Origin of the sequence: Terrabacter sp. C0L_2 (assembly GCF_036352015.1) — a bacterium.
Classification (GTDB): domain Bacteria; phylum Actinomycetota; class Actinomycetes; order Actinomycetales; family Dermatophilaceae; genus Terrabacter; species Terrabacter tumescens.
In genome coordinates this window covers 3493474-3513946 of sequence record NZ_CP143557.1, presented here as the reverse complement: position 1 = coordinate 3513946, position 20473 = coordinate 3493474, and the positions used below count along the sequence as shown (strand labels likewise).

Here is a 20473-nt window from a genome sequence, read left to right as displayed (position 1 = left end):
GGAGCGAGTGGCCGCGCCGGTGCGGCGGTCCTTGGGGGTGGCCCGAGCGAGCTGCTGGTGGGGGGTGGGTCAGCAGGTGCGGCCGGTGAACGGGCGCTGGTCCGGGTTGAGGTCTGTGTGCGGGCTGGCGATGAGGTCGCCGGTGTGCCGGCAAAGGACGGCTGGAGCCAGCGCGCGACGGTCAGGACCGTGACGTGCGCTGCGCCGGGCTACGGGATGGCTACCTGCACCTGGAGATGCCCCTCGTCGACCATCCATTTCCAGTAGCCGTCGCGCGTGAGCACCATGCAGCCCAGCCGCTCGGTCACCGCCAGGATGAGCGCGTCCCCGAGCGACAGGGTGGCTTCTCGGTCCGAGTGCTGCGGGGGTGGGCCCGGGTTGTTGTCCGAGATCTCGATGAGTTCTGCGGCGCGCACCAGGTCCTCGTCGGTGGGGTGCTCCACCCGCAGACCCATCGCGGCTAGCGCTTCGGCGAGTTGGTCCCCCCTGCTGTGGTTGCCCTTGCGGCGGGCAACGGCGATCGCCTCCGTGAGCACGGGGCCCGGCAGAATGCCTTCGACATCGGGCCGCGTCAGCGCGTTCAGGATGGCCTGCCAGCCGCGCTCCTGCAAGAGAACTGTGCACACGACGGACGCGTCCAGGCATAGCTGCTTGACCCGCGGGGGTGCCGGGTGCGGGGCGGGGGTGGTCACTGGGCCAAGCCGAGCTGGACCAGAAGACCCTGCTCGATCTCGTCCTCGCTGCGCGCGTCCGCGCGTGCGTGCGTGACAACACGGTCCCACTTGGCGTCGGAGCGGGCAGTGTCCGCCTGCCGCGACCGGCGCACGTCGACGACCGAGTCGCCAGCGTCCCCGCCGTGGTTGTTCGCCCACACTGCGAACAGCAGCGACTTGGCAGTCACCAACTTGACCTCCCCGTCCTCGACAACGAAACGCACCCGGTCACCGGGTCCGATCCCGAGGGCGCTGCGGACTGCGGCCGGGATCACTACCCGGCCTTCCGTGCTGACCTTGGTGTCGATGTCGAGTTTCGCGGTCACGCGTCCCATGTTACGGCAGACCGTGGAGATCTGCCATATGGACGCAAGGTGGCAAGTTTCCATGCGCCTGTCGTGTACATGCAGACTGCCAGATGTCCGGAGTCCGCCCTGCGAGCGCCACCATGCGTACGGAGCCGCGGGTGACTCGGCTCCGAAGGTTAGGGCGAGGACCGGTGTGCGCCGGGGTGGCCCAGCTTGCGAATGCACGCCGCTCCCGCGCGTGGCAGGATCGCCCCGCACCGGTCGGTTGCCCGGTCGCCGAGAACGCGCGTCAGGTCTCCGACGTCAACACCGGTGCGAGCGCGGTTCAGCGCCGCCCGGACGGCGGCCACGGGATCTGGGCCTTGTTCGCCCCAGCCGTTCTCCAACGCGGCTTCCAGCTCATCCTTGGACAGGAGCTGGGCCGTGTGCTCATCGAGCAGCCCGGCGGCCACGGCGGTCTTGATCATCCCCGCTGGGGCCGGTGGCGGCCGGTAGTCCCACCCGTCCAGCCCGACCTCTTCGGCGATGACTTCCAGCAGGGCCAGCGCCTGCCATATCTCGGTGACCTCGTCGGGAGTGAGCCGACCGGTCGCGATCAGGGAGTTGGCCAGGTCGTAGGCCGCGTCTGCCCTGCGGGGGCCGGCGCACAGCACCTCGATGACACCCACACCCGACTCGATGCGGCTGGCGAACACGACGCGATGCTCCCTGTTGAGCACTTCCACGGTGTTCCAGCCAGCCAGCCGGTCTCCCGAGTTCCGGTTGCTCAGGGGATGTGAGCCGCCCGGGCGACGGCACAGCGACAGGACCTCGACCAGAACCGACTCGCGGTCCTGAACGTTGAGCCCCTCGAGGTACTCGACGAAGACGTCGTTGAAGACGATCTCTGCCTGGTCGTCCGGGAGATGCTCGCCCGCCTTCACTCAGCGGCCTCGGCCCGCTCCTTGGCCAGACGCTCCACCCGGTCGACGTCGACGCCGAGGCGCTCGCACGCCTCCGCGAGAGAGAACTTCGAGCTGCGGTGGGATACGAGGTCGGCGGCCGCGTCCAGAACGGCCAACTGTGCATCCCTGACGCGGCGGGCGGACTCATCCAGCCGCTCGGCGGAGTCGACAACCGCTACCGGGCGGCCATGGCTGGTCAGGACGACTCGGTGCTCCTCGGCCTCGTGGACAACACTAGAGAGCCCCTTGCGGGACGCGATGGCGACGGGCATGCGGAGCAAGGTCATGCATGCAAGAGTACCTAGATATACAAACTCTTGCAAGGAGCTGCGTGTTGCCCGAGTGGTCCTCGACAGGGCCGTCTCTACCTCCTTGGGAGCGGCTGGTGTCAGAGTGTCAAGGGTGGCTGACCTCGCGGGGTGGGGCCGGGTCGTGATCCCGGCTGCAGTCCGCAGCGGCCTCGGGATCGGGCCCGGTGACCGGGTGCGTTTCGTTGTCGAAGATGGGGAGGTCAAGTTGGTGACTGCCAAGTCGCCGTTGTCCGCGGTGTGGGCGAACAGCCACGGCGGGGACGCTGGCGCCTCGGTCGTCGACGTGCGCCGGTCGCGCCAAGTGCCATGGCTGGGGGAGGGGGCGGGGCCTAGACGGAGATCGCGTCCAGGCGCGCAGTCAGGCTCTCTGCGCGCTGCACGAGCTCTCCGACCATGTCGGTCACATCCTGGGTCGACCGTGCGACGTACACGTTTGGACGGTCCAGCAGTGCCCGTCCCCACTGTGTGCTGGTGACGACGAGGTCGGACAGGATGACCGGCCGTCCGTGCTCGACCGCGAGGCGCGCCTGGATCCGCGCCCCGGACGTCTCCCCGGCTTCGATCACGACGGTCGCGTGCCCGTAGCCGGACATCACCGCGTTGCGCATCGGGAAGTTCTGCTGGCGCGGTGGCGCCTCGGGCCAGAACTGGGAGATGACGAGCCCGTCGCGCGCGATGCGCTCCTGCAGGGCCCTGTTGGCGGCCGGGTACGTCTGGCCGAGCCCGGTCCCGATGACGGCGACGGTCCGTCCGCCGTGCTGAAGTGCCGTCTCGTGAGCGGCGGTGTCGATGCCGGCGGCGAGCCCGGCGATGATGGTCACTCCTTGGGCGCTGAGCGCCTTGGCAACGGACTGCGCCATCTCCAGGCCGCGCTCGGAGGCCGCCCGTGAGCCGACGACGGACACGGCGACATCGCCGTCGAGCCGGGTGCCTCGCGAGAAGAGGAACGGCGGCGACTGGTGGATGTCACGCACACGGGCTGGGTACTCGGCGTCGTTGATGGCCCAGAAGGCCATGCCGTCGTCGTGCCAGGACTGCAGGTCCGTGCGGGCCTGGTCTCGAGCATGCTCGGCTGCCTCGTCGGGGAAGAGCTGTCCGCCGAGCAGAGCGGTCCAGGCGGCTTCGGCGCTGCCATGCTCGAGGACGGCTTCGGCAAGCTGGACCCAGCTCATCCGGTGGGGTCGCAGGCGCAGCAGGGCCACCAAGGTGGCATGCTCGTGAAGTCTGGAGGCGCCCGACACGGCTCCAGCGTAGGCCACCGTGCCCGCGCCCACGTTCCGGCTGAGGGCGAACGAGGCCGGGGCCGGGGAGGTGCCCTGGCCCCGGGGATGGCGATCGGGGGCGGGGGTCGCTCGCCGGCGTGCTCCGGTCGGCCCCCTGCGCCCGGGCGCCGGGCGACGCTCACGTCGACCATGACGTCGACTCCAACGCGTCGGCGTCGTCTGCTTGGGAGGCGACATCGGTTCTTCATCGAATCTGCACGGGGAGGCTGGCCATCACCCCTGACGATGAGGCCAGGCGGCGGCTCTGGGTGCCTGCCCGAGCGGCGCCGGGCGGGCTGCGTCCCACGGTCGCCCGAGGCCGTCCGGCAGGCCGCCGTAGTGCTCGAGCAGCAGGAGGTGGCACAGATGCGCGGAACTGGGAAGACACGTGGTCGGGCTTCACGGACCGGCCCGTCGGCGGCTGGACCCGCCGCGCTCGCACACGTCGGGGTGATGCCCCATCCGCAGCGTCGACAGGCCACGGATCCGGCCCAGCTTGGGTATCGGTCGTACACCGCGTTGGCCGGCGCGCTCCTGGCCGCCCCCGGTTCGATGACGCAGACCGGCGCCGTCTCCGGGGACCATCCGGTCAAGTACCTCATCGGCTTGGTCGCCGTCGGCCTGTTCGGGTGGCTGGGCTGGGTCATCAGCCGGTTCGGCCGTGACGCAGCGACGGACCGCGACGCCTCGGGCGAGCCCGGTGGCACGCAGCAGCGGGCGCAGCTCGAGAGGCTCCATGATCCCTCGGCGTCTGCGGGTCCCGGCAAGGACCGGCGAGGGGCTCAGTCCCGTGCGCGCTCGCGGGCGCCGGCCGGGGGCGGCGGAGCGCGCGGATCCGCGTCACGGCCGGTCGGCCCGGAGGATGACGAGTGCTTCATGCGTCAGCTGAGCGAGGAGCTGAGACGTCAGCGCGCAGAGCGACAGCGTGAGACGGACGCCGACGGAACGGGCGCCGGCGCATCCGGTTGACGTCTGCCACGTCACGTCGACCCCGCGCGGTCTGGTGCCTGACGGGGCGGCCCGGGCGTCGGCCTGCGCGATCTGCCGGAGTGCCGCCGGAGCGTCGACCGGCTGGCCCGCACCGGCGCCGCAGGTGCACTCCGGCAGGATGGCAAAGACGCATGTGCTGATGTCCCGCGACCGTGGACCAACGGCACGGCCGGTGATACCTTCGCCATACCCCCATAGGGTATAGCGAAGGAGAGGGATCTCAGTGCGAACTCTGCAGCAGGCGCGCGTTCGGCCGCTCGACCGCGGTGCCGCCATCCTCGGGCTCGTGGTCGTGGCCTCGGTCTACTCGGACGGGTGGGCACACCTGAACATCGGTGGGCTCGACACGTTCTTCTCGCCGTGGCATGCCGCGCTCTACGGAAGCTTTACGGCGCTGGCCCTCCTGCTGGGCACGGCGACCATGGTCGCGCGCCGCCGGGGGGCCCGGTGGCGCCGCGCGGTGCCGGCCGGGTACGCGGCCGGGATCGCCGGCGTCGCGGTGTTCGCGGCCGGCGGAGTCCTGGACATGCTGTGGCACGTGGCGTTCGGCATCGAGGTCGGCATCGACGCGCTCGTGAGCCCTACGCACCTTCTTCTCCTCGTCGGGGGTGTCCTGCTCTTGTCATCTCCGTTTCGCTCGGTCAGCCGGCGCTCGGAGCCGCGGATCGCGCTCGCATGGCCGGCCGTGAAGGTCGATGACAGCGGTGACAGCCCTGGCGGGCTTCTTCCTCAGCTACGTCTCGGTGTTCGTGGACCCGGCGGCGCGGCTGGCGCTGACGAGCATCCCGGAGGGTGCGCCCGGACATAACGAGGCGGAGATCCCGGCGGCAGCGGGCCTGGCCGCGTACCTCGTGACGACGGTCCTGCTCGTCGTGTCTGCGCTCTGGCTGCGTGCGCACGGGCGGCTCGGCCCGGGCGCGCTGCCGGCGCTGGTCGCCGGGGCCGCGTTCGGTGGGGCCGCCCTGACCCGGTTCGAGTTCCTCTGGCCCGCGGTGGGAGCAGTCGCGGGAGCCGCTGTGGCGGACTCGGCGTTGCGCTGGAGCGAGCGTCGCTGGGGGCCCGGGCAGGACCTCTCCCGGATGGGTGCGCTGCTGCCTGCGGGCGTCTGGAGCGGTCAGCTGGTCGGGCTCGCTGCAGCGGGCATGCTCGCCTGGCCGGTACAGATGTGGCTCGGCACGATCGCTCTGGCCACCCTCGGCGGGTTGGCAGTCGGGTTGGTGGCGGCCAGGACGCCGGGGGAGGGCGACGCGGTCGACCCCCCGTTCGAGCCGGCGCTCCGATGACCGGCCCGACAGCGCGTCGGTCCATGCCGCCCGGGGACGCTGCGGTGCCCGCCGGCGCTGCGCGCCGATCGGGCAAGGAGGACCGCGGGTGAACTACTGCGGTGCTGGCGGCGTGCGGGATGCGGGTGGTCAGCGGGCCCGTCGATGCTCGCGCCACGTGGCTGGTCGGTCACGGTTTCTGTCCTGCCGATGAGCGTGCTTCGTCAGGTTTCCAGAACACGTGGGTAGCCGGTCCGTCGCGGGAAGGCCGCGACAGCTAGAAGCCAGCCGCGGGCGGGCCAATGAGCACGCGCTCGGGCGACGAGCGCTGCGCCAGTGAGGCACACGGCACACGGTGCCATGGCGGCTTCGGCCGCGAGCTCACGACAGAGACCCTTGATGCGCGCGGGGGCGCTGCGTGTCCCAACGGCCAGAGCGAGGACCACGAGCGCAACGATGAGGCCTGGCATGAGGCCCTCCTTCGATCGCCTTCAGGCTACGCGCCGATCAAGGCACTCACCGTCGATCCCGCGATCCGGCGCCGACCGCCCGACGGTTAGGAGCCGCCTACGGGAGCTGTCGGGTGAGACCGGTGCCCCATCGTCGATCCAGCCGGCCGGACCAGAATGCGAACCCGCTCGGGCATCCGAGCCAGCGGCCGACGACGGGGTAGGTCCAGCCGGGCAGGCGGTCGATGACGCAGCAGCAGCTCTCGAGCGTGACGACGATCCAGCGCTTCGTGCGCATGGTGACTCCTCAGGTGAGGCCCGTGCCCGCCTGTCGGGCTCAGGCTGGGAGTCGACCGCCGATCATCATGGCGATCACGATACCTGCGGAGCGCCGCGGCCACGGCGAGGAACGCCCGCCTGGTCGAGCGCCCGACGCACCGCGGACTGGGTGCGACCGGTCAGCTCGGCGAGCTCGTGGATGGAGCGGCCGGCGCGGTACTGCTCGGCGCAGAACGCGAGCAGCCGCTCCCGCTGCTGCGGCGTCGGCCTGGTCGAGGCCGTGCCGACGAACTCGGGCAGCACGTCGAGGACCGGGCGGCCGGGGTAGGGCACCGGCTCAGTCCTCCACCGTGCGCGGTCCGGCCTTCCGCGACGCATCGAGGATCGGGTGCTCCAGGACGTAGACCTTGGTGGCCTCGTACTGGTCTGCGATCCACTGGTCGAGCACCGTGATCTCGATGCGCCACTGGCCGCGGCCGCCGATCTTGATCGCGGGCAGGTCCCCGGTGCGCACGAACGCGTACACCTGGGCCTCGGTGCTCGCGAGCAGGGTCGCGACGTCGCTCAGCGTGTAGAACCGCGGAGCGACCGGCGACGTGCGCTCGAGGGCTGACTCAGTCGTTCTCCGTCGCATGGCCGAGATGATGCCATGGCTGTTCACGGGTTCAGCTACAGGCGTGAGACATGTCCAGAGGGCCCTTCGAGATTCCTGACGGGGAGGCCCACCTGGGCGGTGGCATCGACGGACCTGAGATGCGGGGCGAAACGCAGGCAACATGCATCCCTGCCCATCCCCGTTGGAATGGCCCACCGGGCTGACCGGGCTGACCGGGCTGACCGGGCTGACCGGGCCTTGGGTGCAGCGAGCCGACGATGTCGGTCGAGCCGCAGCCCGCGTGCGGGCGCCCCCGCGTCGAGCGGGGGCGCCCGCAGGCCCGGTCGTGGCAGCGGTCCTACGGAGCGTAGATGTACTGCATGCCGCTGATGTCCGTGACGGTTCGGGTGTTGTAGTTGAACGGTCCGGCCAGCGCGTTCATCTCGATGATGGTGACCTGGTCTCCGTTCACCGCGGTGACCCAGCCGAGGTGACCGGCGCTCGACGAGCCGTGCACGCCCGGCTGCATCACGACGACCGACCGCGTCCGGGGCGTCCCGCTGACGGTGTATCCGGCGTCCGCGGCTCGCGTGCCCCAGACGAGGGCGTTGCCGGTCCAGCCACCGGGGTAGTAGCCCTCGGACTGGTACCACTTGTTGAGCACGCCCCACGTGCACTGCCCGGGTGATCCCCAGTTGTACGAGGAGCGACCGCCTGCGCTTGCGCGTGGGACGGAGACGCCCACGCTGGTGTCCGCGGACGCGGACCCGCTCAGCGCTCGTCGCGCCTGGTCGCGGGAGGCACGGGCCTGCGCTTCCCGTCTGGCGGCCGCCGCCCGGTGGGCCGCGTCGCGCTTCTGCTGCACGGCGACGTCGGTGATGACCGTCGCGGCCGGTGCGTTCACGGCCTTCGGCTTCGGGGTGAACCCGATCGAGGTGAGCGCCGGCCGGGCGGTCATGCCGGGCACTGCCGTCGCGCTGCCGGACGTCGTCGCGGAGGCGGGGCCGGTGACGGCGGGCGCGCTGGCGCTCGAGCTGCTCTCGGCCGAGGCCGACGGGGCCAGCGTGCTGATGAGCCCGCCGGTGGCGGCAAGGATCGCGGCCCCCTTCATGGCAGGCTGCGCGGACTCGCGGGCGAGGGTTCCAAGCTCGGTGAGCGGGTTGGGTTTGCCGGGGGGTCGGTGCCGGCCGGGACGTCGGGTGGTGTTCATCGGTGGCCTCTCTCGCGCCTGCGGGGTTAGCTGTCGGGTTCGGGTCGGAGGTGGTGACCCGGCCGGCGCGTGAGCGTCGGCTTCACCCCGAGGACGTCGCGGCTGCGTGTCCGGTGGTGGTTTCCCCGTTCCTGCCGTGCGTGGTGGGTGTGGACTCCTCGAGGTGGCAGGATTCGGCGCCTCGGTGAGTGCCCGGAGTGGGCTGGGTGCAGGGCGAGTACGACGGGTAGCTCGCCTGCTCAGGGATGTCCGTCGGGCCGTGGGCCCGGTCGGGTCGGTCATGTCATGGGTGGTGGAGGGTGTGGAGGGTGTGGAGGGTGTCGGTCGGTCCTTCTTTCGGTCGAGGTCTCGGTGCGCAGGTGGTGCGGCTGGGGGGAGTGGCGGGGACGGTTGGTCAGGGCGTTCAGATGACCGTCTGGAAGTTGTTGATGAGGCGTGACTGGAGCCACGTGATGACCGGTTCCCAGAGACCGCCGAGCATGAGGGTCCCGACGGTGAGCAGGACGATGGCGCCGGTCAGCCGGATGGGTTGCCGGTGTCGACGCAGCCACTCGCTGGCTCGGCTCGCTCGTTCGTACCCGGCTGCCATGGCCAGGAAGGGAAGGCCGAGGCCGAGGCAGTAGGCGAGGGCGAGGGCGACGCCGCGGGTGACCGTGCCGGACTGCGCGGACAGGGGAGCGGCCATGGCGAGGATCGCCGCGAGTGTCGGGCCCTGGCAGGGTCCCCACCCGATCCCGAAGGCGACGCCGAGCAGCGGCGCACCGCCCAGCCCGGTGGGTGGGCGCCACCGGGGCGTCAGCGACCAGGAGCGGCCGACCCCGAGAGAGACCAGGGCGGTGATGACGACGACCGCGCCGCTGACTCGCAGAAGGCCGGACTGGTGTTCCTGCAGCGTCAGGGACGCGGCCGCGACGATCCCGGCGCCGACGAGGAAGACGGTGCTGAAGCCGAGCACGAACAGCAGCGCCCCCAGGACCATCCGACCGCGGCGGCGGTCAGCGAGCGGCTGGTCGGACAGCCCGGTCACGTACCCGAGGAAGCCGGGAACGAGCGGCAGCACGCACGGGGACGCGAACGAGACGACGCCAGCGAGCGCGGCGACGCCGAGTGCCACCAGGACCGGGGCGGCCGTCAGGTCGGTGGGCGTCATCCGGCCCGCACGTCCTCGACGAGCCCGCCCAGCGTCGCGGCGGTCACCGGCCCGAGCACGCGGGCCGCGATCCGGTGCTGGCGGTCCAGGACCAACGTCGTCGGGGTGGCGGCGGCCTTGCCGTTGAGCGACAGCATCCGCTGCCCCCCGTCGTAGGCGAGCGACGGGTACGGGACGTGGTTCGCGCGGATGAACGCGAGAGCGGACTCGGGGCCCTCCTTGGTGTCCAGCCCGATGAACGCGACGTCCTGGTACCGGGCGGTCAGGGTCCGGTAGGCCTTCTCGAGCGCGGGGGTCTCGGTGATGCACGGCGGGCACCACGAGCCCCACACGTTGACGACGACGACCTGACCGGAGTGCTCCTGCAGCGACCAGGTGCGCCCGTCGACGGTCGGTCCGGCCAGGGCCAGGGCCGGGCCGCGGTCGGCGGCGTCGACCCGTTCGACGCTGCCGTCGCCGGAGACGTACCCCTTCCGGTCCCCGGAGCGGGCTTGCGCCGCGACGGAGCTCGCCCCCGACGTGCCGCACCCGGCCGTCGTGACGAGCACGGCCACGCCCGTGGCCACCCACGCCAGGCGGGCACCGGGGACGTGTCGCCGGCGGAGGCCGTTCACGATGGGTCTCCCGCCCGTGATGACGCGGACCCGGGCGCTGCCTGGTTGCTCTCGGCTGCGGGTTCAGCTTCGCCCTCGAGTGGGGTCTGCGCGTCGCGGGACGGGCGCGTCATCGTCCGGCGGCGGAGCCGAGCCGCGGTGGTGACGAGCCACGCGGCTGCGGCCGTCACGACGACCGCGGCGATGAGCTGGGTGCCGGTCAGGCCGGCGAATGGTCGTTCGTCGATCCCGCGTGCCGCGTCGAGGGCCAGGCGTTGCCCGGCGTAGAGCAGCGCGAAGATGCTGATCGCGACGCCGGGCATCGGCCGAATCCAGCGGGAGGCCAGGACGAGCAGGAGCGCGATCGCGGCGGCGGCGAGCAGGTCGTAGGCGGGGGTGAGGTGGTAGGCGCAGCCCGCGTAGAACGCGCCCGGGTCCGTGCAGCTCTCGCCGAGACCCGGAGCCCGGGCCGGACTGGGGGAGAAGCCGGGTGCGAGGACCGAGCCGGGCTGGACCAGGTATCCGATGCCCCACGTGCCGGTCAGTGGCCGCCCGAGGTGGTCCCCGAGCAGCAGGTCACCGATCCGACCCACCGCGATCCCGGCCGCGAGCGGGGCCGCTGCGGCGTCCAGGACCGGCAGGACCGGGACGCGGCGCCGGCGCAGCACGACGAGTGCGCCGGCCACGCCGCCGAGGAGGCCGCCGAAGAGGGCCATGCCGCCGCGCCAGACCTCGAGCATCTGCCACAGCGAGGTGAACTGGGTCGGGTGCGAGATGACGTAGTCGACGCGTGCGCCGACCAGCCCGGCTGGGATGGCCCACATGACGGCCGCCTCGGCGGCGCCGACGTCGAGGCCCCGGCGCTGCAGCGTCCGGCGCAGCAGGGCCCAGGCGAGCACGATCCCCACTGCGGACAGCAGCCCGTGGGGTGAGATGCCGAGCACGGTCGGCACGGTCGGGTAGCTCCACTCGGCTGCGGGCGGCGCCGCTGCCGCTGCGGCAGTCGCGGCCGTCAGCACGTCACGTCCACAACGATCGTCGTCTCAGGCTTGGACGGAGTCTCTGTTTGGGGCCTGTTCTCACTCACGTGTCGGGCCGGTCAGGTCAGGCTCTTCATGGTGGCGATCTCGTCGGTCTGCGCCTTGACGACGGCCTCCGCGAGGGCCTTGACCTCCGGGTTCTGCGTGGTGGACAGGACCTGCTTGGCCATGGTGATGGCTCCGTCGTGGTGCTCGGTCATCATGGTGACCCACTGCGTGTCGAACGCGGCCCCGTCTGCGGCCTTGAGAGCGTCCATGTCAGCTTGCGTCATCATGCCCTGGCCGGACATGCCCGCCATGCCTTCGTGGCTCATCCCGTCGGTGGGCAGCGGCGCACCCCAGGCCTGGAGCCAGCCACGCATCTTCTGGATCTCGGGGTCCTGACCGGCCTTGATCTGCGTCGCCAGCGCTCGGACCTGCGCGGAGGCGGCCGGCTTCCCCAGGGCGATGTCGGCCATCTCGACGGCCTGCTCGTGGTGCGGGATCATCATCTGCGCGAACGTCACGTCGCCAGCCGTGGACGCGCCGGCCGTCGCGGTAAAGGTCGTCGCGCCCCCGGTCGGCATGCTGGACATGCCCGACGAACCGTGGTCCATGCCCGGCATCGAGCCGGTCGATCCGGTCGATCCGGAGCATGCGGTGAGGACGCCGGCTACCAGAAGGGCCCCAGCGGCGGGGATGAGACGACGGATGGACGAACGCATGCAGTAACTCCTCAAGGACGTGTACGGGTTGGCCGGCTCGGCGAGCGGTCAGCCAGCCCGTGGGACGTCTTCATCGACAGACAACGAGATACGACCCTCGCGGAGGCGGACCGACGAACGGTCAGGGTTCCATGAAGGTTTGATGAAGAAGGCTTGGCGCCGCCCGGGACCGGGCTGACGCTGCACCTTCTGCACCTGCTGCACCATGGCGGGCGGGCGGTTCAACGGTGGGTCGGTGCGGGGATGGCGCGGATGGCTTCGGTCGCTGGCCCCTAGCCGCCTGCGTGGCCCCGGCGTCGGATCCACCAGGGCTGCCGGGCGCGCGGCGCCGGGCCGGGCCCTCGACTGGGTGGCGGCTCACGCGTCTGGCGGTGTTCGAGCGCCAGCCGCTCGGCTGCCCGGTCGACACGGCCTTCCCAGAACAGAGGAAGCTGGGCGACCCGGGTCCGTTGGGCGACCATCACGGCCGCGAAGAGCAGGATGGTGGCGAGGACGACAGCGGTGAGGTCCGCGCCGTCGCGGGCCAGGTGCGGACGCGCCGCCGGCAGCAGCGGCGCGCTGACGCCGAGCCAGCCGGCGCGCCGCTGGGTGTCGCGGGCGAGCCGGAACGCGAGACTCGCAACGAGCGCTGCGGCTGCGGTGAGGAGCAGGGTGAGGGGGACGAGGGTGTGGGCGGGGATCCCGGACGGGGTCACTGTTTCCGCTTGGGTTCGGTCTGGCCGGCCAGCCACACACCGGCCATGAAGACGAGCCCGGCAACCGGGTAGCCGGCCGCGAGGTCGGTCCAGCCGGACGGACTGCCGGCCAGGTGCAGCACGAGGTGGACCAGGGCGATGGTGGCGCCGACCACCATGAGCACCTGCCCGTAGCGGACGCGGCGCCGGTACCGGCTGTAGGCCTCGAACGGGTCAGCTGTGGACGACGAGGGTGGCAACGGGGTCTCCTTCGGTTTCGGTTCCGGTCGTGGACGCGCCGGGCCGGCAACGCGGCGTGCGCCGTGGCCGGGTCTCGGGCGTTCCGTGGTGGGCGGCGGCGACCGGTGGGGGTTCCCACCGGCACCGGGTGCCTAGAGCAGGGCTGTGGTCCGGGCGCCCAGGTCGTCGGTGCGAAGGACCTGGGCGCCGACCACGACGAGGACCTCGAGCTGTTCCGCGCTGGGCTGGGACGCGGTGACTGCAGCGACCTCTCCGACGCTGCGGGGTCCGACGGTCCAGCTGACGCCGGCGTCCCGGCTGACGACCAGGACGCCCGTGGTGCTGGCGCCGACGACGGTCCCGGGCCCGGCCCAGTCGACCGTCACGAGCAGCTGCGGAGTGGGCACGGTGCGCCATGTCAGCCCGCGGTCGTCCGAGGCCAGTAGGCCGCGTTCGGTGGTGGCCAGGACGGTCCCGTCGGGCCCGGCGGCGAGGTCGCGCGGCGGGGCCGGGATCTGCCGGACCTGCCAGGTGACCCCGTCCGGGCTGTACCGCAAGGCGTCGTCGAAGGCCAGCGCTCCGTCCCCGAGTGCGGTCAGCGCGTGAAAGTCGGACTGGCCACCGCGGGAGCGCTGCGCCCAGGTCCGGCCTCGGTCCGTGGACCGGATCAGCCCGACCGGTTGCGGCAGGTCGCTGCCCGGTGCGGGGTGACCGGAGGCCAGGTAGGTCCCGTCGGCTGCGATGTCGAAGCCCATCAGGTCGATGGGCGGGCCGACCGCGGTGAGCTGGCCGGCTGCGCCCAGCTGGAACAGCCCCTGGTGGGTCGCGAGCAGGATCGTGTCCCGGTCGCGTATCGCTCGGTGGATGTGCGTGATCGCGACGTCACCGGTCCCGTCACCGGTCCCGTCACTGGTCCCGCTTTCGCCGCCCGCGGGCCCGTCGGGTCGGCTGGGGTCCGTTGAGCCGGCCGCCGAGCTGCCGCAGGCGGTGAGGACGCCGACGGCGGCCAGCGGCAGCCCCGTGAGGAGCAGCCGTCGGGGGATGGTCGGGCGCGTCACTGCTGGTACCGCAGCTCGAGCATCATGCCGGCCTCCGCGTGGTAGATGTTGTGACAGTGGGTCATCCACGATCCGACGTTGTCCGCGTCGATCTCGATCGGCAGCGACTGCATCGGCCGGAGCAGGACAGTGTCCTTGCGCAGGCCGGAGCCTGCGAGCGCGAACGTGTGCCCGTGCACGTGGTACGGGTGGGCCATCATCGTCTGGTTGACCAGGTTCAGCCGGACCCGCTGCCCGTGACGGACCAGCACCGGGTCGTTGCGCCCGTACGGGGCCCCGTTGATCCCCCACGCGTACGGGCTCATCTGCCCGGTCAGCGCGACGGGCGCGGTGACGTCCGGCTGGCGCGCAGCCAGCCGCGCGGACTCGGCCGGCTGCAGCTGCGAGCCGATCAGGGCCGGCCCGGTGAGCTCGTCCGGGCGCACGGTCGCCGCCGGTGGTGTCCCGTTCGGCGACGTGCGCAGCACCGCCATCGCCTGCCCGGTCTTGCCGAACGGGACCGCCACGAAGGGGAACACTCCGTCCTTGACGGTGACGACCGCGTCGTAGCGTTCGCCCATCCCGAGGTGCAAGGCCCGGGTCCGGGTCGGTTGCACCGCGAACCCGTCGCTGTGCGTGATGGTCAGGTCGTGCCCGCCGAGGGCGACGGTGAAGATCGTGTCCGCGGCGGCGTTGATGATCCGCAACCGGACGCGTTGACCGGGGCGGGCTCGCAGCTGCGTGGGCGCGGTCGGGACGCGCCCGTTGACCAGGAAGTGCGGGTAGGTGACGTCGCCGGCATCTCCGAACGGTTCGGGCCCCATCTGCATCCCGCCCATGGAGCCGCCCATGGAACCGGACGGGGTCGCGGTCGCGGTGCCCCCCATCGAGCCCATCGAGCCTGTCGAGCCGTGGTCCATCCCCGTCATCCCTGACATGCCTGTCATGCCGGTCATGCCCGTGCCGGACTTGAGGTCGGCGAGCACCTGCTCCGGGGTCCGGCCGGTCCCGTCGATCCAGTCGTCCAGCACGAGGACCCATTCGGCGTCGTACGTGCCGGGCTCGGTGGGGTCATCGACGATCAGCGGGGCGTACAGGCCCCGGTCGAGCTGGAGTCCCACGTGCGGGTGGTAGAAGTACGTGCCGGGGTCGGGCGCGGTGAACGCGTACGTGTACCCGGCGCCGCGCTGGACCGGATCCTGGGTCAGACCGGGGACGCCGTCGGCAGCGTTGGCCAGCCGGATCCCGTGCCAGTGCACCGTGGTCTCCGCGGGGAGCTGGTTGTCCAGCCGGACCCGGATCAGGTCGCCGGCGTTGGCGCGGATCAGGGGACCGGGGACCGAGTCGTCGTAGGTCCAGGTCGACACGACGGGCCCGCCCAGGTCGACGGTGGACACCTTGGGGGTGAGGACCTTCTCGACGACCCGCTGCCCACGGGTGGGCGTGACGGCTGGACCGGTCCCGAAGGCCCGTCCGGGTGTCGGGGCGCCGGTGGCGCCTGGCGTGTTCGGGCCGGTGGTGGTGCAGGCGGCCAGGGCTGCGGCGGACCCCGCCCCGCCCAGGCCGAGGAGCAGGGTGCGTCGAGAGATGATGCTCATGATGAGTGGTGGCGGTCCTTCGTCGGATCGGGAACGGTCAGGGGGGACCGCGGCGCGGCCGCGGTCGGGGACGGCGCCGGTCGGTCCGGGTGTGCGGCCAGCCCGGTCAACGCGGTCCGGCGCTGCTCGTACTCTTCGAGGGTGATCTCACCGCGGGCCAACCGGTCAGCCAGCACGTGCAGCGGGCTCGGGACCACCGCGGCTCCGGACTCGGGGGCGCGGTCGTGGAAGATGGCGCGCACGAGCATGGCGACCAGAACCCAGAAGCCGAGCGTGCCTGCGACCATGAGCAGCCACATCCCGGGTCCCATCCCGGAGGTCCACATCATGTCGTTCCTCCTCTTCGTCCTCGCCGGGACGACGCGCCCGACGGCGGCTCGCGCCGACGACGCGGCCGCTGCGGCGCCGTCCGTGGCGCCGTCCGTGGCGCCGTCCGTGGCGCGCGGCGGGACGCTCGGTGCGCCCGTTGTCCGCATGTCCAGACTCAGCCGGGGGAGTTGGGGTTCGACCCACTTTTCATGAAGATTCAACGAAGGTTCGCGCCTTTGGCCGTGCGCGGTGACCAGGCCCGAGTCGGGGCGTGGACACTGGCGGGCATGAGCAGTCCGGCCACCGAGTTCCCTCCCGCGCGCGTCCTCGTCGTCGACGACGAACGCTCCCTTGCCGCGCTGGTCGGCACCTACCTGACGGAGGCGGGTTTCGCGCCGGCGCTGGTCCATTCGGGACCTGACGCGGTCGCGGCAGCCCGTGAGCAGGCACCGGACGTCATGATCCTCGACCTGGGCCTGCCGGGTCTGGACGGCGTGGAGGTGTGCCGGCAGGTCCGCACCTTCAGCGACTGCTACATCATCATGCTGACCGCGCGCTCGCACGAGACCGACAAGCTCATCGGCCTGTCCGTCGGCGCTGACGACTACCTCACGAAGCCGTTCAGCCCGCGCGAGCTGGTGGCCCGGGTCCAGACGGTGCTGCGTCGTCCACGTCCGGCACGCCCTGACGAGTCACGTCTGCGACCTGGCACGGTGAGCGTCTTCGGGCCACTGCGGATCGACCACGAGAGCCGCGAGGTGAGCGTGGACGGGGAACCGGTCGCCCTGACACGGACCGAGTTCGACATCGTCGCGGTCCTGAGCGAACGGCCGAACCTGGCCTGGTCGCGGCGGCAGCTCATCGACGAGGTGTGGGACGCGGCCTGGGTCGGTGACGAGCACATCGTCGACGTGCACATTGCGCACCTGCGCCGCAAGTTCGGCGACGACTCGACCAACCCGCGCTTCATCACCACCGTGCGCGGCGTCGGGTACCGGATGGGACGCGGATGAGCCCGCGGGTCACCGGCGGCGAGCGTCCCGGGGCCGGGTCGCGGCGGCTCGGGTCGGGGCGGCTCGGGTCGGTGGGCGGGTCGCGATGGTCGCGCCCCCGTTGGTCGTGGGGGAGCCAGAGCCTGGCAACGAGGCTCATGGTGGCCCTGTTGGCGGTGCTCGTGGCGAGCATCGTCACGGCCGCGGTGGTCGCGGCCCTGCTGGGCCCACCGATCTTCCACGAGCACCTGATCCGAGCGGGTCACCCGGCGGACTCGCCCGAGCTCGGTCACATCGAGGAGGCATTCCGCGACAGCAGCCTCACGTCCTTGGGCATCGCCCTCGTCGTCGCCCTCGGCTGCGCGTCCGTCGTGGCCTGGTACCTCAGCGGACGACTGCAGGCACCCCTGGGGGCGCTGACCCGTGCAGCGCGGGAAGTCTCCCGGGGGCACTACGACCGTCGGGTGGCCGTCACGGGCGCCAGCCGCGAACTGGACACGCTCGCCGAGGCGTTCAACACCATGGCCGCCCGGCTCGAGCAGGTCGAGGACACCCGCCGGCAGCTGCTGTCGGACCTGGCCCACGAGATGCGTACCCCGGTCGCGACGGTCCGCGCGTACAGCGAGGGCCTGCAGGACGGTGTCGTGGGCTGGGACGATCACGTCGCGGCGGTCCTGCTCGACCAGAGCGACCGGCTGGGCCGGCTGGCCGAGGACCTCGATGACGTGTCCCGCGCCGAGGAGGGACGCATCCCGCTGGACCTGCGACCCTGCCGCGTCGCGGACCTGGTGTGGGCAGCCGCGGACGCGGCCCGCGCCGCGTACCAGCTCAAGGGCGTCAACCTGGTGGTCGACGCGGAGCCCGCCGCCGGGACGACGGTGAGTGTCGACCCGCAACGGTTCGGGCAGATCGGCGCCAACCTGCTCGGCAACGCGCTACGGCACACCCCGGCGGGAGGCACCGTGACCGTCACTGCCCTCCTGGTCGATGCCGAGGTCGCGATCGACGTCCGTGACAACGGCGACGGCATCGCTGCCGAGCAACTGCCGCACGTCTTCGAACGGTTCTACCGCGGTGACACGGCCCGAGACCGGGCACACGGCGGCTCCGGGATCGGTCTGACCATCAGCAAGGCCGTCGCGGACGCTCTCGGCGGCTCGCTCACCGCTGCCAGCCGCGGTCTCGGGCACGGTGCAACGTTCACGGTCACGCTGCCCACGCTGCCCGCTCGACCCGCCACCCCAGCCAGCGCCGACGCCGGGACCACGGCCCAGGCGGGCCTCGCGACCGACGCCGCCATTGAGACGGCACGACCCACGGGGCCGCCCACGGAGCCGCCCACGGAGCCCTCAGATCCTCAGGAGATGCGATGACCCCCGAGACGCTTGCTGCCGACGCGAACCTGGCCCTCTACTCGTCCATGATCGTCTTCACCCTCGCCATGCTCGCCTTCGCCTGGCACCTGGCGGCACGGACGACGACCAAGACCTCCTCGGCCACACCCACAGCCACACCCACAGCCACACCCACAGCTACGGCTGCGGGGGCCCGCGCGGCGCACGCCGACGCAGCAGTTGAGGAACCGTCGCTCGCTAGGGCCGGATCCGTCGGCGCCCGTACGGGGCTGCCTGGACCGGCCGGTATCTCCATCGTGCACGACGTGCGGGATGGGGCCGCGCCCATGCAGACCCAGAGCCGGGTCAGCCGCCAGCGCGGCAGTGTCGCGTTGATGCTCACCTACCTCGCGACCCTCCTGCTCATCGGGTCGGTGCTGCTGCGCGGGATCGCCGTGATGCGGCCACCGTGGGGCAACATGTTCGAGTTCACGACCGCGGCCGCCGCGGCCGTCGGCGCCGTCTACAGCGCGCTCGCCCGCCGCAACCAGTGGCAGTGGCTGGGCCTGTTCATCGTTGCGCCCATCCTGCTCGTCCTGGGCTTGTCCGTGACCGTCCTGTACACCGAGGCCGGGGAGCTGATGCCGGCCCTGAAGTCGTACTGGCTGGGCATCCACGTCTCGATCGCGTTCCTCGCCGTCGCGTTCTTCACCATCGGCTTCGCCCTCGGCGTGCTGTCCCTCGTGCAGGCGCACCGGGCCCGCACCGGAACCGTACGTGCCCGGTTCCTCGCCACCGTCCCGGACGCGGGCACCCTGGAGCGCGGCGCCTACTCGCTGAACATGGTCGCGTTCATCCTGTGGACGTTCACGTTGATCGCGGGCGCGATCTGGGCCAAGGAGGCGTGGGGTGCGTACTGGCAGTGGGATCCGAAGGAGGCGTGGACCTTCATCATCTGGACGGTCTACGCCGCCTACATGCACGGTCGGGCCACCGCCGGGGTCAACGCGCGCAAGACCACCTACATCGCTCTCGCCGGCTACGTCGCGGTGATCATCAACTTCACCCTCGTGAACCTGATGGCCACCTTCGCCGGGATGCACAACTACTCCGGGATGTGACCGTGCCACCCCTGGCGGCGCCGTCGCGGGGCCTCGTGACGGCGCTCGCCGTCGCGGCAGTGGTGGCCGGGCTCGGCGTCGCCGTGCTGATGACCGTCCGGTCCGAGCACGCAACGACCGCGGGGCCGGACCGCTGGCCTCCGCCGGTCACGGTCACCGCTGCGGCGACGCTGCCCCCGGCTCAGGTGCAACCGGTGCACGACGCGCTGCATGAGATCGCTGCGCGCTGCCAGCCCGCAGCCACCGCCGACGATGTCGAGCGGGTGACCCGTGACGCTGACCTGATCCGCTCCTTCGCCCGGCGCCACCCGGAGGCCGCGTTCCCCGTCGACGACGAGCGTGGCACCACGCTCTCGCTCCTGCTGGTGACCCGACAGGCCCTGGCCGCCTGCGCCCCGACGCTCGCGGCCGCCGTCGATGCTGAGCTGCCGACGGAGTACCGAAACGCGCCCTGACGGGGGGAGGCGCAGCGCTGAAACCCGGGTGGCTGGCGATGACGCCGACGGCCCCGCGGACCGGTACCGGCGGGCGCCGGTGGCTCTCCTGCCCATGAGCGTGCCTCCATCGAAGGCCCGAAAAGGGCCGGGCTCATCGCCGCTGCAGCCGTCCACGACTTGATGGGCGGCCGAACCTGGCCGGACCTCGTCACGGTCGCCAGACTCGAGGACATCCTGCACGTCACCCTGTGGCCGGGTCGCGACGACCTCGGCTGACGACTCCTCGGCCGCCCCGACCGAGGAGGCGCCGCGGTAGATGATGACCAGGCTGGCGAACGGAGCGCCGGTGGTGGCGCTGCCGAACTTCAGCCGACCGCGGACGTAGCGGACCTCAGCCCCTTCGGCCAGGACGTGGTCGTGGAACCACCGGGTGTCCGTGCGTGCCGGCACCAGACAGACGACGGTTGCGCCGGCGCGGGCCGTCGCCGCGGCCTTGGCCATCCAGTCGCCGATGGTGCGGCCGTAGACGGGGTTGAGCCAGACCGCCCCCTGGTGGGTGCGGGCGTCCGCGGCCCAGTCGCCGGCGAGACCGTCGCGGCGGTCAGGGTCAGGGTGGTCGAGGGCGAAGAAGTGCGGGGCCTTGTGGTTGGTGGTGCTCGAGCATGCGTCGAGAATGAAGCCGAACTCGGCGTCGAGCGCGTCGTAGAACGCCTGGGGGGTCGCCCAGTCGTCGGACGCCGAGGAGAACATCACCTTGGCGATGGCGGGGTTGGACGTGGTCGCGGACATGAGCGGCTGCCTCGAGGGTTCGTTGAGAACCGCCGAGTCGGGCACCCGATGCGGGTGGGGTTGCTCGGCGAGGCGTCCGTTGGGCAGCGGGTGCTGCTGGCCGCGGGTTCAGCGGCTGTGGTGATGTGGCTG

The 20473-nt window shown here is 71.8% G+C and carries 25 protein-coding genes, 1 pseudogene and 1 riboswitch; of the genes and pseudogenes, 7 read left to right on the top strand and 19 right to left on the bottom strand.

Features of this window, described 5'->3' with window-relative positions:
* Positions 1 to 209: 209 nt before the first annotated feature.
* The 4 genes from U5C87_RS16160 to U5C87_RS16145 form a co-directional block, all read right to left on the bottom strand.
* Positions 210 to 692, bottom strand: coding sequence for a PIN domain-containing protein (locus U5C87_RS16160; protein ID WP_330473542.1), 483 nt, complete (start codon positions 690 to 692; stop codon positions 210 to 212).
* Entirely contained in the window at positions 689 to 1039 is a 351-nt protein-coding gene (locus tag U5C87_RS16155; RefSeq protein WP_330473541.1) for an AbrB/MazE/SpoVT family DNA-binding domain-containing protein, read from the bottom strand. Before U5C87_RS16155 ends, U5C87_RS16160 begins: the two co-directional genes overlap by 4 nt.
* 158 nt (positions 1040 to 1197) lie before the next feature.
* Positions 1198 to 1944: a hypothetical protein gene (locus tag U5C87_RS16150; protein ID WP_330473540.1), complete on the bottom strand. Its 747-nt coding sequence runs from the start codon at positions 1942 to 1944 to the stop codon at positions 1198 to 1200.
* A complete protein-coding gene (locus tag U5C87_RS16145) occupies positions 1941 to 2252 on the bottom strand; it encodes a type II toxin-antitoxin system prevent-host-death family antitoxin (RefSeq protein ID WP_330473539.1) in 312 nt (103 codons plus the stop codon). The genes U5C87_RS16150 and U5C87_RS16145 overlap by 4 nt, the downstream gene beginning before the upstream one ends.
* Here U5C87_RS16145 and U5C87_RS22675 point away from each other — a divergent pair.
* A pseudogene (locus tag U5C87_RS22675) lies at positions 2224 to 2448 on the top strand (AbrB/MazE/SpoVT family DNA-binding domain-containing protein); the annotation flags it as partial. The gene U5C87_RS16145 and the pseudogene U5C87_RS22675 overlap by 29 nt on opposite strands.
* Positions 2449 to 2605: 157 nt before the next feature.
* Here the strand turns inward: U5C87_RS22675 and U5C87_RS16140 are convergent.
* Positions 2606 to 3517, bottom strand: coding sequence for a DNA-processing protein DprA (locus tag U5C87_RS16140; RefSeq protein ID WP_330473538.1), 912 nt, complete (start codon positions 3515 to 3517; stop codon positions 2606 to 2608).
* 573 nt (positions 3518 to 4090) lie between these two features.
* On the opposite strand from U5C87_RS16140, the gene U5C87_RS16135 reads away from it, so the two are divergent.
* From U5C87_RS16135 to U5C87_RS16125, 3 genes are all read left to right on the top strand, one after another.
* A complete protein-coding gene (locus U5C87_RS16135) occupies positions 4091 to 4507 on the top strand; it encodes a hypothetical protein (RefSeq protein ID WP_330473537.1) in 417 nt (138 codons plus the stop codon).
* A 244-nt stretch (positions 4508 to 4751) separates the two neighbouring features.
* Positions 4752 to 5336 (top strand): hypothetical protein, encoded by a 585-nt coding sequence (locus U5C87_RS16130; RefSeq protein WP_330473536.1) that lies wholly within the window; start codon positions 4752 to 4754, stop codon positions 5334 to 5336.
* A complete protein-coding gene (locus U5C87_RS16125; RefSeq protein WP_330473535.1) occupies positions 5224 to 5811 on the top strand; it encodes a hypothetical protein in 588 nt (195 codons plus the stop codon). Before U5C87_RS16130 ends, U5C87_RS16125 begins: the two co-directional genes overlap by 113 nt.
* 546 nt (positions 5812 to 6357) lie before the next feature.
* Here the strand turns inward: U5C87_RS16125 and U5C87_RS16120 are convergent.
* The 13 genes from U5C87_RS16120 to U5C87_RS16060 all read right to left on the bottom strand — a co-directional run bounded on the left by U5C87_RS16120 (position 6358) and on the right by U5C87_RS16060 (position 15688).
* The gene (locus U5C87_RS16120) at positions 6358 to 6537 is read right to left on the bottom strand and encodes a hypothetical protein (RefSeq protein ID WP_330473534.1); all 180 of its coding nucleotides are present in this window, start codon (positions 6535 to 6537) and stop codon (positions 6358 to 6360) included.
* Positions 6538 to 6611: 74 nt separating this feature from the next.
* Positions 6612 to 6851, bottom strand: a complete 240-nt coding sequence (locus U5C87_RS16115) for a helix-turn-helix domain-containing protein (RefSeq protein ID WP_330473533.1) — start codon at positions 6849 to 6851, stop codon at positions 6612 to 6614.
* A 4-nt stretch (positions 6852 to 6855) separates the two neighbouring features.
* On the bottom strand, positions 6856 to 7152 hold the full coding sequence (locus U5C87_RS16110) for a helix-turn-helix domain-containing protein (RefSeq protein ID WP_330473532.1): 297 nt from the start codon (positions 7150 to 7152) through the stop codon (positions 6856 to 6858).
* Between the two features lie 319 nt (positions 7153 to 7471).
* A complete protein-coding gene (locus U5C87_RS16105) occupies positions 7472 to 8323 on the bottom strand; it encodes a CHAP domain-containing protein (RefSeq protein WP_330473531.1) in 852 nt (283 codons plus the stop codon).
* A gap of 2 nt (positions 8324 to 8325) precedes the next feature.
* A riboswitch (cyclic di-AMP (ydaO/yuaA leader) is annotated at positions 8326 to 8512 on the bottom strand.
* Positions 8513 to 8726: 214 nt separating this feature from the next.
* Positions 8727 to 9473, bottom strand: a complete 747-nt coding sequence (locus U5C87_RS16100) for a cytochrome c biogenesis CcdA family protein (protein ID WP_330473530.1) — start codon at positions 9471 to 9473, stop codon at positions 8727 to 8729.
* On the bottom strand, positions 9470 to 10087 hold the full coding sequence (locus tag U5C87_RS16095) for a TlpA family protein disulfide reductase (RefSeq protein ID WP_330473529.1): 618 nt from the start codon (positions 10085 to 10087) through the stop codon (positions 9470 to 9472). The genes U5C87_RS16100 and U5C87_RS16095 overlap by 4 nt, the downstream gene beginning before the upstream one ends.
* Complete coding sequence (locus U5C87_RS16090) at positions 10084 to 11085, bottom strand: prolipoprotein diacylglyceryl transferase family protein (RefSeq protein WP_330473528.1); 1002 nt, start codon at positions 11083 to 11085, stop codon at positions 10084 to 10086. The genes U5C87_RS16095 and U5C87_RS16090 overlap by 4 nt, the downstream gene beginning before the upstream one ends.
* Before the next feature lie 80 nt (positions 11086 to 11165).
* A complete protein-coding gene (locus tag U5C87_RS16085; protein WP_330473527.1) occupies positions 11166 to 11681 on the bottom strand; it encodes a DUF305 domain-containing protein in 516 nt (171 codons plus the stop codon).
* A 401-nt stretch (positions 11682 to 12082) separates the two neighbouring features.
* Positions 12083 to 12505, bottom strand: coding sequence for a hypothetical protein (locus tag U5C87_RS16080; protein WP_330473526.1), 423 nt, complete (start codon positions 12503 to 12505; stop codon positions 12083 to 12085).
* Positions 12502 to 12744 (bottom strand): hypothetical protein, encoded by a 243-nt coding sequence (locus U5C87_RS16075; protein ID WP_330473525.1) that lies wholly within the window; start codon positions 12742 to 12744, stop codon positions 12502 to 12504. Before U5C87_RS16075 ends, U5C87_RS16080 begins: the two co-directional genes overlap by 4 nt.
* Before the next feature lie 132 nt (positions 12745 to 12876).
* Positions 12877 to 13782 carry a F510_1955 family glycosylhydrolase gene (locus U5C87_RS16070; protein ID WP_330473524.1) on the bottom strand — a complete coding sequence of 302 codons (906 nt, stop codon included), beginning with the start codon at positions 13780 to 13782 and terminating at the stop codon, positions 12877 to 12879.
* Complete coding sequence (locus tag U5C87_RS16065; RefSeq protein WP_330473523.1) at positions 13779 to 15359, bottom strand: multicopper oxidase family protein; 1581 nt, start codon at positions 15357 to 15359, stop codon at positions 13779 to 13781. The genes U5C87_RS16070 and U5C87_RS16065 overlap by 4 nt, the downstream gene beginning before the upstream one ends.
* Entirely contained in the window at positions 15356 to 15688 is a 333-nt protein-coding gene (locus tag U5C87_RS16060; RefSeq protein ID WP_330473522.1) for an SHOCT domain-containing protein, read from the bottom strand. The genes U5C87_RS16065 and U5C87_RS16060 overlap by 4 nt, the downstream gene beginning before the upstream one ends.
* A 267-nt stretch (positions 15689 to 15955) precedes the next feature.
* Here U5C87_RS16060 and U5C87_RS16055 point away from each other — a divergent pair, with 267 nt between their 5' ends.
* The 3 genes from U5C87_RS16055 (at position 15956) to ccsB (ending at position 19115) form a co-directional block, all read left to right on the top strand.
* Positions 15956 to 16681, top strand: coding sequence for a response regulator transcription factor (locus U5C87_RS16055; protein WP_330473521.1), 726 nt, complete (start codon positions 15956 to 15958; stop codon positions 16679 to 16681).
* A 137-nt stretch (positions 16682 to 16818) separates the two neighbouring features.
* Positions 16819 to 18033 (top strand): sensor histidine kinase, encoded by a 1215-nt coding sequence (locus tag U5C87_RS16050; protein ID WP_330473520.1) that lies wholly within the window; start codon positions 16819 to 16821, stop codon positions 18031 to 18033.
* Positions 18030 to 19115 carry a c-type cytochrome biogenesis protein CcsB gene (gene ccsB, locus U5C87_RS16045; protein WP_330473519.1) on the top strand — a complete coding sequence of 362 codons (1086 nt, stop codon included), beginning with the start codon at positions 18030 to 18032 and terminating at the stop codon, positions 19113 to 19115. Before U5C87_RS16050 ends, ccsB begins: the two co-directional genes overlap by 4 nt.
* Here ccsB and U5C87_RS16040 read toward each other — a convergent pair.
* Positions 19100 to 20341 (bottom strand): DNA N-6-adenine-methyltransferase, encoded by a 1242-nt coding sequence (locus U5C87_RS16040; RefSeq protein WP_330473518.1) that lies wholly within the window; start codon positions 20339 to 20341, stop codon positions 19100 to 19102. The genes ccsB and U5C87_RS16040 overlap by 16 nt on opposite strands.
* Positions 20342 to 20473 lie beyond the last annotated feature (132 nt).